This window comes from Erwinia sp. CGal63 (assembly GCF_037026505.1).
Lineage (GTDB): Bacteria > Pseudomonadota > Gammaproteobacteria > Enterobacterales > Enterobacteriaceae > Erwinia.
This window is the reverse complement of the sequence record NZ_JAKUMN010000005.1, coordinates 338,004-353,593: the sequence shown is the minus strand read 5'-3', so window position 1 is coordinate 353,593 and position 15,590 is coordinate 338,004. Positions and strand designations below refer to the sequence as shown.

General features: G+C 57.9%; 14 protein-coding genes. 4 read left to right on the top strand and 10 right to left on the bottom strand.

Annotated elements, in window-relative coordinates; translation table 11 throughout:
- Positions 1–346 precede the first annotated feature (346 nt).
- Positions 347–1,747, top strand: a complete 1,401-nt coding sequence (gene mdtD / locus MKZ79_RS16800; protein WP_336143723.1) for a multidrug transporter subunit MdtD — start codon at positions 347–349, stop codon at positions 1,745–1,747.
- Here the strand turns inward: mdtD and rbsR are convergent.
- The 9 genes from rbsR to budA form a co-directional block, all read right to left on the bottom strand.
- A complete protein-coding gene (gene rbsR / locus MKZ79_RS16795) occupies positions 1,744–2,739 on the bottom strand; it encodes a ribose operon transcriptional repressor RbsR (RefSeq protein WP_442897163.1) in 996 nt (331 codons plus the stop codon). The two genes, mdtD and rbsR, sit on opposite strands and share 4 nt — an antisense overlap.
- A gap of 3 nt (positions 2,740–2,742) precedes the next feature.
- A complete protein-coding gene (gene rbsK / locus MKZ79_RS16790; protein WP_336143722.1) occupies positions 2,743–3,672 on the bottom strand; it encodes a ribokinase in 930 nt (309 codons plus the stop codon).
- Between the two features lie 61 nt (positions 3,673–3,733).
- Positions 3,734–4,615, bottom strand: a complete 882-nt coding sequence (gene rbsB, locus MKZ79_RS16785; protein ID WP_336143721.1) for a ribose ABC transporter substrate-binding protein RbsB — start codon at positions 4,613–4,615, stop codon at positions 3,734–3,736.
- 17 nt (positions 4,616–4,632) lie between these two features.
- A complete protein-coding gene (gene rbsC, locus MKZ79_RS16780) occupies positions 4,633–5,595 on the bottom strand; it encodes a ribose ABC transporter permease (RefSeq protein WP_336143720.1) in 963 nt (320 codons plus the stop codon).
- The gene (gene rbsA / locus MKZ79_RS16775) at positions 5,592–7,103 is read right to left on the bottom strand and encodes a ribose ABC transporter ATP-binding protein RbsA (RefSeq protein WP_336143718.1); all 1,512 of its coding nucleotides are present in this window, start codon (positions 7,101–7,103) and stop codon (positions 5,592–5,594) included. The genes rbsC and rbsA overlap by 4 nt, the downstream gene beginning before the upstream one ends.
- 7 nt (positions 7,104–7,110) lie before the next feature.
- Positions 7,111–7,530 carry a D-ribose pyranase gene (gene rbsD, locus MKZ79_RS16770; RefSeq protein WP_336143716.1) on the bottom strand — a complete coding sequence of 140 codons (420 nt, stop codon included), beginning with the start codon at positions 7,528–7,530 and terminating at the stop codon, positions 7,111–7,113.
- A 184-nt stretch (positions 7,531–7,714) separates the two neighbouring features.
- Positions 7,715–8,488 carry a (S)-acetoin forming diacetyl reductase gene (locus MKZ79_RS16765; protein WP_336143714.1) on the bottom strand — a complete coding sequence of 258 codons (774 nt, stop codon included), beginning with the start codon at positions 8,486–8,488 and terminating at the stop codon, positions 7,715–7,717.
- Between the two features lie 18 nt (positions 8,489–8,506).
- A complete protein-coding gene (alsS, locus tag MKZ79_RS16760) occupies positions 8,507–10,186 on the bottom strand; it encodes an acetolactate synthase AlsS (protein ID WP_336143712.1) in 1,680 nt (559 codons plus the stop codon).
- 15 nt (positions 10,187–10,201) lie between these two features.
- Positions 10,202–10,984, bottom strand: coding sequence for an acetolactate decarboxylase (gene budA, locus MKZ79_RS16755; protein ID WP_336143711.1), 783 nt, complete (start codon positions 10,982–10,984; stop codon positions 10,202–10,204).
- Positions 10,985–11,089: 105 nt separating this feature from the next.
- Between budA and MKZ79_RS16750 the strand changes: the two genes are divergently transcribed.
- The 3 genes from MKZ79_RS16750 (at position 11,090) to MKZ79_RS16740 (ending at position 14,967) form a co-directional block, all read left to right on the top strand.
- Positions 11,090–11,965, top strand: coding sequence for a LysR family transcriptional regulator (locus MKZ79_RS16750; RefSeq protein ID WP_336143710.1), 876 nt, complete (start codon positions 11,090–11,092; stop codon positions 11,963–11,965).
- A gap of 188 nt (positions 11,966–12,153) precedes the next feature.
- Positions 12,154–13,533 (top strand): nucleobase:cation symporter-2 family protein, encoded by a 1,380-nt coding sequence (locus tag MKZ79_RS16745; protein ID WP_336143709.1) that lies wholly within the window; start codon positions 12,154–12,156, stop codon positions 13,531–13,533.
- An 81-nt stretch (positions 13,534–13,614) separates the two neighbouring features.
- Positions 13,615–14,967: an 8-oxoguanine deaminase gene (locus tag MKZ79_RS16740; protein WP_336143708.1), complete on the top strand. Its 1,353-nt coding sequence runs from the start codon at positions 13,615–13,617 to the stop codon at positions 14,965–14,967.
- 34 nt (positions 14,968–15,001) lie between these two features.
- Here the strand turns inward: MKZ79_RS16740 and MKZ79_RS16735 are convergent, their stop codons facing one another.
- A complete protein-coding gene (locus MKZ79_RS16735) occupies positions 15,002–15,397 on the bottom strand; it encodes a YgiW/YdeI family stress tolerance OB fold protein (protein ID WP_336143707.1) in 396 nt (131 codons plus the stop codon).
- Positions 15,398–15,590 lie beyond the last annotated feature (193 nt).

The window sequence follows — 15,590 nt, the reverse complement described above, 5'->3', positions numbered from 1 at the left end:
GCGTATACTACGCTTTCCTCCTTCAGAGTCAACCTCTTTTTCAGAAGTTTTCTCCGGCGGTTCAGCTTCCTGAACCTCCTGACCCGGTGACTCGTAAGCCGTTGTTCCGTGTCAGTGGAGGCGCATTATAGGGAGTTTCTGACGGCTGACAAGCATTTCTGCAAAAAAAACTTCCGACCGTTTCTTTTTTCAACAATAGCGCAATAAACCGGCGTTTTCAGGCCATTTAACCGGCAATTCGCCTCAAATTCTCGTTTATATCGGTCACGATAGCGCGCCGCGCAATGCTATTCTTTTTACTTCGCAGGATTTTCCTGTCGGTAATCACGACTGAGAAGGATGCCCAATGACAAAATCCGCGCGCAGTATGGCCGGACTTCCCTGGATCGCCGCTATGGCTTTCTTTATGCAATCGCTGGACGCCACAATACTTAACACCGCGCTTCCCGCTATCGCTTTAAGCCTCAACCGCTCGCCGCTCGCTATGCAGTCCGCTGTGATCAGCTATACCCTGACCGTTGCCATGTTGATCCCCGTCAGCGGCTGGCTTGCGGATCGCTTCGGCACGCGTAAGGTGTTTATCCTTGCCGTTTCTTTATTTACGCTCGGTTCGCTGGCCTGTGCGCTTTCCAACACCTTAACCCTGCTGGTTCTGTTCCGGGTAGTGCAGGGTATTGGCGGCGCGATGATGATGCCAGTCGCAAGGCTGGCTCTGTTAAGGGCCTATCCGCGCAGCGAGCTGCTACCCGTGCTGAATTTTGTGACGATGCCAGGCCTGGTTGGCCCGGTTCTTGGCCCTTTGCTCGGCGGCGTACTGGTAACCTATGCGACCTGGCACTGGATCTTCCTGATAAATATTCCGATAGGGATTTTGGGTATCGTCTACGCCCGTAAATATATGCCGGACTTCACCACGCCGAAACGCCGCTTCGATTTCACCGGTTTTGTTCTTTTTGGCATTGGTCTGGTATTGCTTTCCAGCGGCATCGAACTGTTTGGCGAAAAGATTGTGGCCAGCAGCCTCGCGCTGGCGGTAACCTTCGGCGGCATTCTTTTGCTTCTTCTATATATAGTGCATGCACGCCGTCACCCGACGCCGCTCATCCCTTTGCCCATGTTTAAAACCCGAACCTTTTCGATTGGCATTCTGGGCAACATAGCTTCGCGGCTTGGCACCGGCTGCATACCTTTCCTGATGCCGCTGATGCTGCAGGTTGGCTTCGGCTATTCCGCTATTCTGGCTGGCTGTATGATGGCGCCGACCGCGCTGGGTTCAATTCTGGCCAAGTCGACGGTGACGCAGGTGCTGCGCTGGTTCGGCTACAGGAAAACGCTGACAGGGATCAGCGTGATTATCGGCGTGCTGATTGCCAGTTTCGCTTTGCAGTCGCCCGCGGCCAACGTAGCGCTGCTGTTGCTGCCGCTCTTTGTGCTGGGCATGGCGATGTCGACACAGTTTACGGCGATGAACACCATCACCCTGGCGGATTTGAACGACAGCAACGCCAGCAGCGGCAATAGTATGCTTGCCGTCACCCAGCAGCTGGCTATCAGCTTTGGCGTCGCGGTCAGCGCGGCGGTGCTGCGTTTCTATGAGAATTTCGACGGCACCACTGTCGATCATTTTCATGCCACCTTCCTGACGATGGGCATAGTTACCGTGCTTTCGGGTCTGGTCTTTATGCTGCTGAAGCCGGGCGACGGCAGACATCTGATTGCCGATCGGGAGAAGCGCGCCAGACGCTAGGCGACAGAACCACGCTCAATCAGTTCCGGCGTCAGCACCAGCAGCTGCTGGTCGGCGTCGGGATCGGCAAAGCGATGGATCAGGGTATCGATAGCCAGTTCGCCCAGCTCGTCTTTCGGCTGATGCACCGTGGTTAGCGGCGGCGTCATATAGCGGGCCAGCTCGATATCGTCATAGCCGATTACCGCCATATCCTGCGGCACCGACAGTCCAGCCTGATAAAGCGCGTGATAGACCCCAACGGCCATCGCGTCGTTACTGGTGAAAACCGCCTGCGGTGGTGGATTCAGCGCCAGCAGCTGGTTCATTGCGTTATAGCCGCCCTGAAACTCAAAATCGCCGCTAACTACATACTCCTGGGGCACCGCCAGATCGGCCTCACGCATGGCCTGATAAAAGCCTTCAAGGCGCAGGCGAGCCGGCGTTTTGTCCTGCGGCCCGGCGATGCAGGCGATGCGGGTATAGCCGCGGGAGATAAGAAAACGGGTCGCTATCTCGCCGCCCAGCAGCGAATTATCCTGAATGATGTCGTAGCCGCCCTCAAAAGGCGCCCAGTCCATCATCACGCCAGGAATAGAAGGATAACGATTGAGGATATCCGCTGAGGGAAGATGGCTTTCGGTACACATGATTAGCAGGCCGTCGACGCGCTTTTGCAGCAGCGTTTCCAGGCTGCGGTTCATTCTGTCCTCATCGCCCTCGGTATTGCATAACACCAGGCTGTAGCCGCGTTCGTAGCAGCTTCTTTCCACGCCGCGCACCACTTCCGAATAGAAAGGGTTGCTGCTGGCAGTCAGCAACATGCCGATAGTATGCGTCTGATTAAGCTTAAGGCTGCGCGCCAGCGCGGAAGGCGCATAGTTCAGTGCGGCAACCGCTGCGGCAACCTTTTCCTGCACCGCTTCGCTGACAAAGCGGTTTCTGTTGATAACGTGGGAAACCGTAGACGTCGATACGCCCGCCAGACGAGCGACATCTTTCATGGTAGGCACGGGCTACTCCTGCTGCTGTAAAAAGCGATCCGTCTCTTCGCGCCACGGCACCGAAGGCTGCGCGCCGGATCGCGTCACGGCGATAGCGGCGGCGGCATGAGCAAAACGCACCGCCTGCGGCATCGGTTTGCCCTCTAATAACGCGGTAATCAAGGCGCCGTTAAAGGTATCGCCCGCCGCGATGGTATCCACCGCCTGCACTTTGAAACCGGGGATACGCTCGCCGTTGCCCGCTTCGCTAAGCCAGACGCCGCGACTGCCCAGCGTAATAAGCACGCTGTGAATGCCTTTTTCGTGCAGCACGGCCGCCGCGCGAGCCGCGTCCTCGTCGGAAGCGACCGCCACGCCGGTCAGGATTTCCGCTTCGGTTTCATTTGGCGTAATCATATCCACCAGCGCCAGCAGCTCGTCGGAAAGCGGCGTGGCCGGCGCCGGGTTCAGGATAACTTTGGTATGGTGCTCACGGGCGATTTTCGCCGCAGCCAGCACGCTTGCCAGCGGCGATTCCAGCTGCATCAGCAGCGCGTCCGCCTCTTCAATGATGTTCCGCTGTTGTTCTACCCGCTCAGGCGTTAACGCGGCGTTCGCACCCGCATGGATAGCGATGCTGTTTTCGCCCTGTTCATTAACGAAGATCAGCGCCACGCCGGTGGATTCGCCTGCAACCACTTCCACAGGCTCAACGTCGATGCGGTCTTCCGCCAGCTGCTGGCGAATGCGCTGACCGATATCATCGTCGCCCACGCAGGCGATAAAGGCGATATTTGCGCCGCTGCGTCCGGCCGCTACGGCCTGATTGGCGCCTTTGCCACCGAAAGCGATCTGGTATTGCTTACCGATCACCGTTTCGCCGGGACGAGGAAATGCGTTCAGATTAAGGATATGGTCTGCGTTGATGCTGCCGAGCACGGCCAGCCTGCCGGTTTTAGTCATGGGAGCGTCCAGAAAAAGGCGCCACCTGCGAGAGGTGGCGCGTGCCATGCTTTTCTTTGATTTATTTAGTGACCAGCTTCAGGTCAACGGGATTGATAGCCTGAACCTGCTGGCCCTTCAGCACTTTATCAGCCGTTTGCACGCCGATAACGCCGATTTGCTCCGGCTGCTGCGCCACGGTGGCGGCGAGTTTGCCGCCCTGCACGGCTTTTACGCCGTCCGCAGTGCCGTCGAAGCCGACTACTACCACATCAGATTTGCCTGCCGTTTGCAATGCGCGCATCGCGCCTAACGCCATTTCATCGTTCTGCGCGAACACCGCCTGCACGTCCGGATGAGCGGTCAGCAGGTTCTGCATCACGTTCAGTCCTTTGGTGCGGTCGAAATCTGCGGGCTGGCTGGCAAGGATAACAAATTTATGCGCATCGGCGGCAGTTTTAAAGCCTTCGCCGCGCTCGCGCGCTGCGGAGGTGCCGGCGATCCCCGCCAGCTCAATAATTTTCGCATTATCGCCAACGCGTTTGGCGATATAGTCGCCGGCCATTTTGCCGCCCAGACGGTTATCGGAAGCCACGTGGCTAACCACTTTGCCTTGCGCAGCCACGCGGTCAAGGGTGATGACCGGTATGTTGGCCTGATTCGCCATTTTCACCGCGTTGCCTACCGCGTCGGAGTCGGTTGGGTTAATCAGCAACAGTTTCGTGCCGCGCACGGAGAGATCCTGCACGTTAGCCAGCTCTTTAGCCGGATTGTTCTGCGAATCCAGCACCACCAGGTTGTAGCCCAGCTTGTCGGCTTCTTTCTGCGCGCCCTCTTTCAGCGAAACAAAAAACGGGTTGTTCAGCGTGGAAATCACCAGCGCGAGCGTATCTTTCGCCAGCGCGTTGGCGCTTACCGTGGCGCTCAGCAGGACGGCCAGCGCCGTGAGTTTGGTCATTTTCATGTTCGGTTCCTGTAGGGTTATTTTTTGTTATCGACCAGCACCGCCAGCAGAATCACCACCGCTTTGACGATCATCTGGTAATAGGAGGAAACGCCGAGCAGATTCAGGCCGTTGTTCAAAAAGCCCAGAATCAGCGCGCCAATCAGCGTGCCCATGATGCGGCCTTTGCCGCCCGCCAGGCTGGTGCCGCCCAGCACTACCGCCGCGATGGCGTCCAGCTCATAGCCGGTGCCGGCCGTCGGCTGAGCGGAAGAGAGACGAGCCACTTCGATAGTGCCCGCCAGCGCCGCCAGCATACCGCTCAGCGCATAGACGGTGATCTTCACGCGGCTGACGCTGATACCGGAAAGGCGCGTGGCCGCTTCGTTGCCGCCCAGCGCGTAGATATAGCGGCCCAGGCGAGTATGGTGCAGCATGTACCAGGCCAGCAGGAAGGTGAGCGCCATCAGCCAGACCGGGGTAGGAATGCCCAGCGGTCGCCCGATGCCGAACCAGCCGAACAGATCGGCATTGTCGCTAAAGCCGGTATTAACGGGGCTGCCGTTGGTATAAACCATAGTGACGCCGCGCAGCAGCAGCATCATCACCAGCGTGGCGATAAACGCCTGCACTTTGCCTTTCGCCACTATCGTCCCGGTTACGGCGCCAATCAGCGCGCCCAGCGCCAGCGAAGCCGCCACGGCGACCAGCGCGTTGACTTCGAACCCGACCAGCGAAGCGCCTACCGCGCCGGTCAGCGCCAGCAGCGATCCCACAGAGAGATCGATACCCGAAGTCAGGATCACCAGCGTCATACCGACCGCCATAATGGCGTTAACGGAAGTCTGCTGCAGAATGTTGAACATATTGTTCAGCGTGAAGAAGTTAGGGCTTTGGCTGGCGACAACGGCGATTAGCACCACCAGCGCGATCAGCGATTTTTGTTCCAGCAGCCAGGCCTTACTGAAAATGCGATTGGCCTGAAGGGTTTGAGTGCTCATGGTGTTACCAGCTCCGCGCTATGTTGCTTGCCGACCGCCGCCGCCATCAGGCGCTCCTGCGTGGCCTGTTCAATAGGGAAATCGCCGCTCAGGCGACCTTCGTGCATCACCAGCACGCGATCGCTCATGCCCAGCACTTCCGGCATTTCGGAAGAGACCAGGATGATGCTCAGCCCTTCTTCTTTAAATTGATTGATTAACTGATAGATCTCTTTCTTGGCGCCCACATCCACGCCGCGCGTCGGCTCATCCAGAATCAGCACTTTAGGGCGCGTCATTAGCCCGCGAGCGATAGCGACCTTTTGCTGGTTGCCGCCGGAGAGCAGGCCGATGGGTTGCTCCATAGAAGGCGTTTTAACTTTAAACAGCTTGATAAAGTCGCTAACCGCCAGCTGCTCTTCCGCATGTTTCAGGCGGCCGCCGCCGTGGCTGAAGTAATCGAGCGCGGTCAGAGACATGTTCTCTTTCACCGACATCCCTAGCACCAGCCCGTCGCGTTTGCGATCTTCAGAGATATAAACGATACCGTTGCGCAAGCCTTCTTCCGGCGTACGCGTGGTAATCGTTTTACCGTCGAGCGTGACGCTGCCGCTGCTACGGGCGAAGGCGCCGTAAAGCACTTTCATCAGCTCGGTGCGTCCCGCGCCCATTAAACCGGCCACGCCCAGGATCTCGCCTTTGCGCAGCGAAAAGCTGACGTCGTTTACGCCTGGTCCGCTGAGGTTTTCCACCTGCAGACGAATATCGCCTGGCGCTTTATTCAGGCGCGGATACTGCTCTTCCAGCCTGCGTCCCACCATCATTTCAATCAGCGACTCTTCATTCAGGCTGTCGACCGCTCTTTCGGCGATAAACTGCCCGTCACGGAACACGGTGACGTCATCGCAAATTTCAAAAATCTCTTTCATGCGATGCGAGATATAGACGATGCCGCAGCCCTGCGCCTTCAGTTCGCGGATAACGCGGAACAGCGAAGCGGTTTCCGTGTCGGTCAGCGCGTCGGTCGGCTCGTCCATTACGATCACCTTCGACTCAAAGCTCAGTACTTTGGCTATCTCAACCATCTGCTGGTCGCCGATCGACAGATCGCCCACCAGCCTGTGGCTGCTGAAGCGCAGGTTCAGACGTTGCAAAAGCTTGTCCGCTTCCTCGTAGAGCTTCTTCCAGCGGATACCGCCGAAGGCGTTGATAAATTCACGTCCCAGAAAGATATTTTCCGCCACGCTAAGCTGCGGGATCAGATTCAGCTCCTGGTGAATAATCCCGATGCCCGCTTCCTGCGACGCTTTCGGGCCGCTGAAATTGACCTCTTCGCCCAGCCATTTAATGGTGCCACCGTCGCGGGCATAGATGCCGGTCATCACCTTCATCATGGTGGATTTTCCGGCGCCGTTCTCCCCTACCAGCGCCATCACGCGGCCGGGATAAACCGCCAGCGAGGCGCCGGAAAGCGCCTTCACGCCGGGAAAGGATTTTTCAATGCCTTGAAGTTGCAGTAAAGGTTGCATGGCGGCCTCAGAAGGTCACGCCGGCGCCGAGGATAATGTTCGCGTAGGGCGAACACTCCCCGCTGCGGATCACCGCATGGCTGCGCTGCGTTAGCTGTTTAAACTGTTGGTGTGGCACATACTGAACGGCAATGGTGTTTCCCTGGCGTTGTTGCAGTAAGTCGAGCAGGGCGAAAAGGTCGTCGTGAAGCTGTGGATTATGAGACTTAATCTCTTCCGCGATGATGGCGCTCTCAACCTGCATCTCTTGTGTGACAGTGTCGACCACCTGCATAAAGCCGGGAATGCCCTGAGTTAACGCCAGATCGATACGCTCTGGCCCTGAAGGAATGGGCAGCCCCGCATCGCCGATGGTCAGGGTGTCGGTATGGCCCAGGCGGGAAACCAGGGAAGAAATTGCAGAATTCAGTAAGGCGCCTTTTTTCATCTTTCACTCCATAGCGAAACGTTTCGCTGATCGGGAGTGTAAAAAAACGGCGGCGGAAAACAATGGATATAATACGGAACTGTGATCGCCATCGAAACGTTTCGTTAACCGTATCTAACAAAACAGCAACGGCAATCGGTCATCAAAATCAGCCGCCCGCGGGCGCGAACGGCTGGCGGCTAAATCAGTTAAAGACCATCCCGCCGTCAATCAGCAGCGACTGCCCGGTCATATAGTCCGAGTCCGGCCCGGCCAGGAAAGAGACGCAGGCGGAAACGTCTTCCGGTTCGGAAAGGCGACCAAGCGTGATGCGTTTGGCGAACTCCGCCGTACCGTAACCCAGCGGCTTGCCTGCCGCTTCCGATACCTGACGGTCGATCTCATCCCACATTGGCGTTTTAACAATGCCGGGACAGTAGGCGTTGACGGTAATGCCCAGCGGCGCCAGATCGCGGGCGGCGGTCTGCGTCAGGCCGCGCACGGCGAACTTGCTGGAGCTGTAGATCGCCAGTTCAGGATTGCCGACGTGGCCCGCCTGCGAACAGGCGTTAATAATTTTGCCACCGTGGCCTTCGGCTTTAAACGCCTGAATCGCCGCCTGCATTCCCCAAATCACGCCTTTTACGTTGATATCGTAAACTTTGTCGACCATTTCCGCGGTGATCTCTTCAATCGGCGTGGTCGGCGCGATGCCCGCGTTATTGACGATAACGTCAAATCCGCCCAGCTCTTTGCGCGCCTGCTCTACCGCTGCGATAACCTGGTCGCGCTTTGAGACGTCGACAGTTACCGCTATGGCTTTGCCGCCCGCGCTGGCGATCTCGTCAGCTACCTGTCGCGCCGTCTGCGCGTTAAAGTCGGCCACCGCTACGGCGAAACCGTCTTTCGCCAGACGCAGCGCGATCGCTTTGCCGATCCCCTGTCCGCTACCCGTGACTAAAGCTACTTTCGTTTTCATCTTATCTCCTTGAACGCTTTACAGTATCTGGCTGAGATGCAGCTGGCCCATCAGCATCGGATTGTCGGCGTAATCCACCGGCACGGCGACCACGGCAGGCCCGTTAACATCCATCGCCTTACGCAGCGTCGGCTCCAGATCGGCCGCGCTTTCCACGGCGAAACCGGCGGCGCCGAAGGCCTGCGCATAGGCTTTAAAATCGACCGGCCCAAACTTCACGCCGGAAACGCGCTGGTATTTCTTCTCTTCCTGCATCGCCACCATGTTGTAGGCCTCGTCGACCCAGATGATATGCAGGATATTGGCTTTCAGCCTGACGGCGGTTTCCAGTTCCATACTGGATTGCAAAAAGCCGCCGTCGCCGGAAACCGACACCACCTTACGGCTCGGATCCACCAGCCATGCGCCGATAGCCCAAGGCAGCGCCACGCCCATCGTTTGCTGGCCGTTGGAGATCATGATCTGACGGGCGCGGAAGCTGTAGAGATAGCGCGCAATCCAGATATGGAAACTGCCCATATCCACGGTCAGCGTCACGTCGCTGTTGATGATGTCCTGCATGGCGCGCACGATACGCAGCGGATGTAGGGCGAACTGATTGAGGTTTTGTCCCTGCGAGGAGAGTAACCGACGCTGCTGCTGGCGATCGTCCAGGATAGCCGCCGCTTCCGCGCTGAGCTGTAAGGGCGTGTCGATACGCGCGGTCAGCTTATCGAGCGTGGCGGCGATATCGCCCACCAGTTCCGCGTCGGGCAGGTAGAAGTTATCCATATCGGAAGGCAGCACGTCGATATGCACCAGCGTAGCGGCGCCGCTGTTCCACATTGCCGGTTCATACTCAACCGGGCTATAGCCGATAGTGATAATCAGATCCGCTTCACGCAGCAGGCGATCGCCCGCCTGGTTATTGAATAATCCGACGCGCCCCGCAAAGCGCGAGAAGTGTTCCTGCCTGACCGCGCCAGCCGCCTGATAGGTGCTGGTAACCGGAATGCGGCTGCGCTCCAGCAACCGATGGATAGCATCGCTGTTTTCCGGCTGGCTGGCCATCAGGCCCAGCAGCAGCACCGGGTTTTTCGCTTTGGCAATTTGCGTAGCCACTGCGGCAATAGCGGCGTCCGGCGCCGCGCCGAGCAGCAGCTGACCTTTGCTGGTCAATAGCTGGCCGCGAGCGGGCTGATCGACGATATCCTGCGGCAGGCTGACGAAGGCGCCGCCGCCACGACCATGCTCGGCGTGGCGAAAGGCGTTGGAAACCACTTCCGCCAGCGCGTTGGAATCGGTGACCTCCACGGCATATTTGGTGACCGGACGGAACATCGACACGGTGTCCATGCTCTGGTGAACCTGTTTAGCGCTGTCGGCTCTTTTCACCTGTCCGCCCAGCGCCACAACAGGATCGCCTTCGCTGGTGGCGGTCGCCATACCGGTAATAAGGTTCGAGCAGCCTGGCCCGGAAGTCACCAGCGCGACGCCCGCGTTGCCGGTAAGCCGACCTACCGCCGCAGCCATAAAGGCCGCATTGGCTTCGTGGCGCACCGGAATGGTCTGGATGGTGGAATCCACCAGCGAATCAAACATTTTGTCGATCTTCGCGCCGGGAATGCCGAAGACCTGTTTCACGCCCTGCGCTTCCAGCTGTGCCACGACCAAATCGGCGCCGTGCTGCCAGAGTGCGGTTTCGGTTGGGTTTTTCATCTCAATTCCTCAGGATTAGCTTTCAACGGAGCGAATGGCGGAATCCAGATTTTCCGGATTCAGATTGGCCTGCAGAAAATCGCTGTCGCCTGGCAGATCGATCACCAGCCGGCTGATTTCGCCGAAGGTCAGCTCGCCTTCTTCCAGCTGGTAATCCAGCAGATGGCCGCCGCCCTGGCGATCGTCGGTAATAAAATGTTCGTGATAGCCCGCCACGTTGATGCCCTGCATATATTGCGGCGTGCGGAAACCAATCAGCACGCCGTTACGCTGGCTGAATTGAAAGGTCGGCTGCTGGCCGAGCACCTCTGGCATCGAGCGGTAAGGCCGATGCTGACAGGGCACGGTGCGGGTAGAGGCAGCGGTAAAATGACCGTTTATACGCAGCGCGCAAAACTGGTTATCTGAGGTGACCTGGCTGTCGATCAGGTCGTGAATAGCCTGACGACTGGCTGGCGCGGAAAAACGATGCCGATACTGCGGCTGAAAGAAAGTCATGACCGCAAAAGGCGTTTTCTGCTGCGGATCGGCTTCCCGCGCGCTGCCGTCGGAGCGCAGCTGATAGACTTCGCTGTCGAAAGCGATCAGTTCGCCATCAAGCTGGTTAAAGGTGCCCAGGCCAAAATCGCCTTTCTTCAGCAGGTCGGCTACGGTTACGTCGCCTTCATAGACGCCACTCAGCAGCGCGCTCATCAAAGAGGTCTGATAGATAACGCTTTCTGGTCTGTGCTGACGGAGCGCGCTGACGGTGGAAACCAGCTGTTGCTCACATAAACAGTCGGTTACAGAATGTTTCATGAGATGCCTCTATGCTTAAACAGTTCAGGATTACTAATTGAATGTTGACTCGATTCAGTCCTGGATTCCAATATAGAAAGCCCATCACTTTGAGACGTATTTGATATGGAACTCCGCCATCTGCGTTATTTTGTCGCGGTCGCGCAAACGCATCACTTTACGCGCGCCGCAGAAATGCTGGGGATCTCACAGCCACCGCTCAGCCAGCAGATCCTGCGTCTGGAGCGCGAGATAGGTACGCCGTTGCTGAAAAGGCTGACGCGCGGCGTGGAGCTGACGGAAGCGGGCGAAGCCTTTTATCAGGATGCCTGTCAGATTCTGGAGCTGACCGGCCATGCGCTGGAGAAAGCCAAAGGCATCGCTCGCGGAGTAACAGGCAAGCTTTCGCTGGGCGTCGCCAGCTCGGTCGCCTTTCATCCGGCCACTTTTGCCTTAATGAAAGATTTTCAGGCGCGCTATCCGGCCATGAAGCTGCTAACGCGCGAGCAGAATATGGCATCGCTGATGCACGATTTGCAGGAAGGATTACTGGACGCGGCTTTTGTGCGTCTGCCTTGTGAAAGCAGCAGAGCCTTCAATCTGAAGGTGATAGCCAGCGAAAAGATGCTGGTGGCGCTGCCCGCCAGCCACGCGCTGGCCGCGCAGCCGCAGGTTTCGCTGTCGCAGCTGGCTCAGGATACGCTGATTATGTTCCCGCGCGAGGTGGCGCCAAGCCTGTATGAACTGGTGATCAGCGCCTGCCTGCGCGCCGGTTTCCAGCCGCATACCGGCCAGCAGTCGCCGCAGATCTCCTCATCTATCGGCATGGTCGCCGCCGGTTTCGGTTTCGCTATCGTGCCCGCGTCGCTGTGCTGTATAGCTCATGCTGGCGTGGTGTTCCGTCCCATTGACGAGGCAACGTTGAATACCGATATCGCGCTGGCCTGGCGTCGTTTTGACCGTTCGCCCGCCGTTATGCACCTGTCGACAATGACCAGCTAATCAAAAGCAGTGCATCACCCGGCCTGAATGCACCAAATTTGTACAAGTTGTTTGCGATGAAACTTTCGTAACAGTGCGCTTAATAAATAAAGGTAGTTTTTTCATTGGGTAAAAGTAAACGCGCGAAATCTATCCAGCCTGGCTTGTTTCATGCATAACCTGAGTTCCACGATCCCCGGAGCTATGTTATGTCTGCAAACGAACCTTCCGATCTGATTTACGGGCTGGAGGAGAAACCAGCCGCCGCAGTGGCTTTCTTTACCGCGCTGCAACACGTGCTGGCAAGCCTGGTCGGCATCATTACGCCGCCTCTGATTGTCGGTACGGCGCTGGGCCTGAACGCCTGGCTGCCCTGGCTGATTAGCATGTCGCTGTTCGTTTCCGGGCTGGGCACCTTTCTGCAGGCGCGGCGCATCATGCAGGTCGGTGCCGGCATGATCTGCCTGCAGGGCACCAGCTTCGCTTTTCTTAGCGTGATTCTGGCGGCAGGCTTCCATGTGAAACAACAGGGCGGCACGTCGGAAGAGGTGATGGCGACCATTTTCGGCCTGACTACGGTAGCAGCCTTTATTCCTGTGGTGGTCAGCCGTTTTATCAGTCAGCTCAGGCGCGCGATCACGCCGCTGATCAGCGGCACGGTTATCTGTCTGATTGGCATCAGCCTGATTAAGGTCAGCATCACAGACTGGGGCGGCGGACACGGCGCGACGGATTTCGGCGCCACTTCTAATTTGCTGTTGGGCCTGCTGACGCTGGGCACGATAGTCTTGCTCAGCCATACCCGCAGCCGCTGGCTTCGGCTTTCTGCGGTCATCGTCGGTATCGTGGCGGGCTGCATTGCCGCCGCGCTGGCCGGCAAGCTAAGCTGGCACCCCTACTCCACTGAATGGATCGCTGTTCCACAGCCGTGGCGCTTTGGCTTTCGCTTCGATTTCTCTCTTTTCCTGCCCGTCGCGCTGATTTCGCTAATCAGCATTCTGGAAGCCGTCGGCGATATCACCGCCAACTGTCTGCTGTCGCGTCAGCCTGTACAGGGGGAAAGCTATCTGCAGCGTCTGCGCGGCGGCATCCTGGCCGACGGCGTAAGCTGTTTCCTGGCGGGCCTGTTTTCCGCGCTGCCGAATACGACTTTCGCCCAAAACAACGGCGTGATCCAAATGACCGGCGTCGCCAGCCGCTACGTGGGCATGTGGATCGGCGGGCTGCTGCTGCTTATTGGTCTGTTTCCCGCTTTTGGCGGCGTGATCCAACAGATCCCGGCGCCGGTGCTCGGCGGCGCCACGCTGGTGATGTTTGGCAGCGTGCTGGCTGCCGGGATCCGCATCATGACTCAGTCGCCGCTTTCGCGCCGCGATATGATGATTATCGCCGTCTCCTTCGGCATCGGCCTGGGCGTTGAAGCGCAGCCTGAGTTTTTACGCCATTTACCGCCAATCTTCAGCAGCCTGTTCGGCTCCGCTATCACCGCTGGCGGCCTGGTGGCTATCGCGTTAAACCTGCTGCTGCCGGCCGATCCTGCGCGGAAAAGTCAGGCGGAAGCGGAAAGCGTGCTGCTCGCGGAAAAATAACCGACGCGCGAGCGTCCCCTGGATCAGCAGACAGGGCATAACTGAGCTGGCTTAACTTTATCTTTAAAGGAGAAGCTGGCTATGGCCGCTCAACGTATCTGGATTAAAAATCCGCTGGCTGTTTTTACCCCGGAAGGGATCGATGGACAAGGCGGGCTGGTTATCGAAAACCAGCAGATAGTGGAAGTGCTGGCCGCCGGTCAGTCGCCCTCAGCGCCCTGCGATGAAACCAAAGACGCCGCTCAGCATGTGGTGCTGCCGGGATTGATCAACACCCATCATCATTTCTATCAGACGCTGACCCGCGCCTGGGCGCCGGTCGTCAACCAGCCGCTGTTTCCGTGGCTGAAAAGGCTCTATCCGGTCTGGGCCAGGCTGCGTCCGGAAGCGCTGGCGCTGGCCAGCCAGGTAGCGATGGCGGAGCTGCTGCTTTCCGGCTGCACAACCGCCAGCGATCACCACTACCTCTTTCCCGATGGTATGGAAGAGGCCATTGATATTCAGGTCGAAGTGGTAAAGCAGCTGGGTATGCGGGCGCTGTTAACACGCGGCTCAATGAGCCTGGGCGAAGAACAGGGCGGACTGCCGCCGCAGCAAACCGTACAGAGTGGCGAAGCGATTCTGGAAGACAGTTTGCGCCTGATCCGCCGCTATCACCAACGAGGCGCGGGCGCGCAGATCCAGATCGCGCTGGCGCCCTGCTCGCCGTTTTCCGTAACGGAAGAGATAATGACAGAGAGCGCGCGGCTGGCGGCGCAGGAAGATGTTCGCCTGCATACGCATCTGGCGGAAACGCTGAATGAAGAGCAGTTTTGCCTGGACCGTTTCGGCCTGCGAACCGTGGACTATCTGGAAAAGGTTGGCTGGCTTGGCCCGAGAACCTGGCTGGCGCACGGTATTCATTTCAACGCGGATGAAATCCATCGTCTTGGCGCGGCAGGCACGGGTATTTGCCACTGTCCCGTTTCTAATATGCGTCTGGCTTCCGGTATCTGTCCGACGCTGGATCTGGAAGCGGCTGGCGCGCCGGTAGGCCTGGGCGTGGACGGCTCCGCTTCCAATGACGCTTCTAACCTGATGTATGAAACCCGCCAGGCGCTTTACCTGCAGCGGCTGCGCTATGGCGCCGAACGCATTACGCCGCAGAAGGTATTGGGTTGGGCGACGCGGGGTTCGGCCCAGCTGCTGGGACGCAGCGATATTGGCGAACTGCGTCCGGGGATGCAGGCCGACCTGGCGATGTTCCGGCTGGATGAGCTACGCTTCAGCGGCAGCCACGATCCCATTGCTGCGCTGATCCTGTGCGGCGCGGAGCGCGCGGATTACGTGATGATTGCCGGCAAATGGCGGGTTGTCGCGGGCGCTATCCCGGATATGGATCTCGACTCGTTAATTGCCCGACATCGCGCGGCGGCCAGCGCCCTGATCGGCTGATGCTTTACTGCGGGCGCTCGCCCGCAGATAGCGCTTAGTTGCCGAGCTTACGGACTTTTTTCACATCCAGCTCGACCGAGTTAAAATCCTTATCCAGTTCGCCCTGAAGCTCGACTTTATCTTTTGGCGTGATGTTCTGGCCTTCCCAGCGCTTATGGTCGATATCCACTTTCATGGTGCCGGTCTCATCGCGGAAAATGTAGTCGTCATCGCTGATGCGTTTTTCAATGGTGCCGCGCATCGTTACCCAGGCGTCATCCGGCATATCCTGCGCCTGTTTTACCGTGACAACGGCTTCCTGCCCGCTGAAACCGCCCTGCTGGGTTTTAGCTGCCGGCGCGGCCGGGTCGTTGAAACCGCCCGTCTGAGCAGCGAAAACAGGGCCAGAAACCAGTGCAGCGATAGCTAATAAAGCAGCCGTTTTTTTCATCATAGTCACCTTTATTCCGTGGAGTAGTGCAGCCTTTGCTGCGCGATTACTGTTCTTCGGCTGTAAGTTAAGCAAAAATTTCTTAACAGGATCTTAAGAAACATCATGAAATGGCCACTTTGCGAGCCGTGCCGAAAAACGGCTATCTTCGCCAATTTTTACCTGTACAGCATTCATCTTCTTTCGTATAAAG

Coding starts and splice junctions, on each gene's coding strand:
- MKZ79_RS16765 (WP_336143714.1), bottom strand. CDS start 8,488: ATGAAAACGAAAGTAGCTTTAGTCACGGGTAGCGGACAGGGGATCGGC.
- MKZ79_RS16735 (WP_336143707.1), bottom strand. CDS start 15,397: ATGAAAAAAACGGCTGCTTTATTAGCTATCGCTGCACTGGTTTCTGGC.
- rbsC (WP_336143720.1), bottom strand. CDS start 5,595: ATGAGCACTCAAACCCTTCAGGCCAATCGCATTTTCAGTAAGGCCTGG.
- mdtD (WP_336143723.1), top strand. CDS start 347: ATGACAAAATCCGCGCGCAGTATGGCCGGACTTCCCTGGATCGCCGCT.
- rbsK (WP_336143722.1), bottom strand. CDS start 3,672: ATGACTAAAACCGGCAGGCTGGCCGTGCTCGGCAGCATCAACGCAGAC.
- rbsB (WP_336143721.1), bottom strand. CDS start 4,615: ATGAAAATGACCAAACTCACGGCGCTGGCCGTCCTGCTGAGCGCCACG.
- alsS (WP_336143712.1), bottom strand. CDS start 10,186: ATGAAAAACCCAACCGAAACCGCACTCTGGCAGCACGGCGCCGATTTG.
- budA (WP_336143711.1), bottom strand. CDS start 10,984: ATGAAACATTCTGTAACCGACTGTTTATGTGAGCAACAGCTGGTTTCC.
- MKZ79_RS16750 (WP_336143710.1), top strand. CDS start 11,090: ATGGAACTCCGCCATCTGCGTTATTTTGTCGCGGTCGCGCAAACGCAT.
- MKZ79_RS16745 (WP_336143709.1), top strand. CDS start 12,154: ATGTCTGCAAACGAACCTTCCGATCTGATTTACGGGCTGGAGGAGAAA.
- rbsD (WP_336143716.1), bottom strand. CDS start 7,530: ATGAAAAAAGGCGCCTTACTGAATTCTGCAATTTCTTCCCTGGTTTCC.
- MKZ79_RS16740 (WP_336143708.1), top strand. CDS start 13,615: ATGGCCGCTCAACGTATCTGGATTAAAAATCCGCTGGCTGTTTTTACC.
- rbsA (WP_336143718.1), bottom strand. CDS start 7,103: ATGCAACCTTTACTGCAACTTCAAGGCATTGAAAAATCCTTTCCCGGC.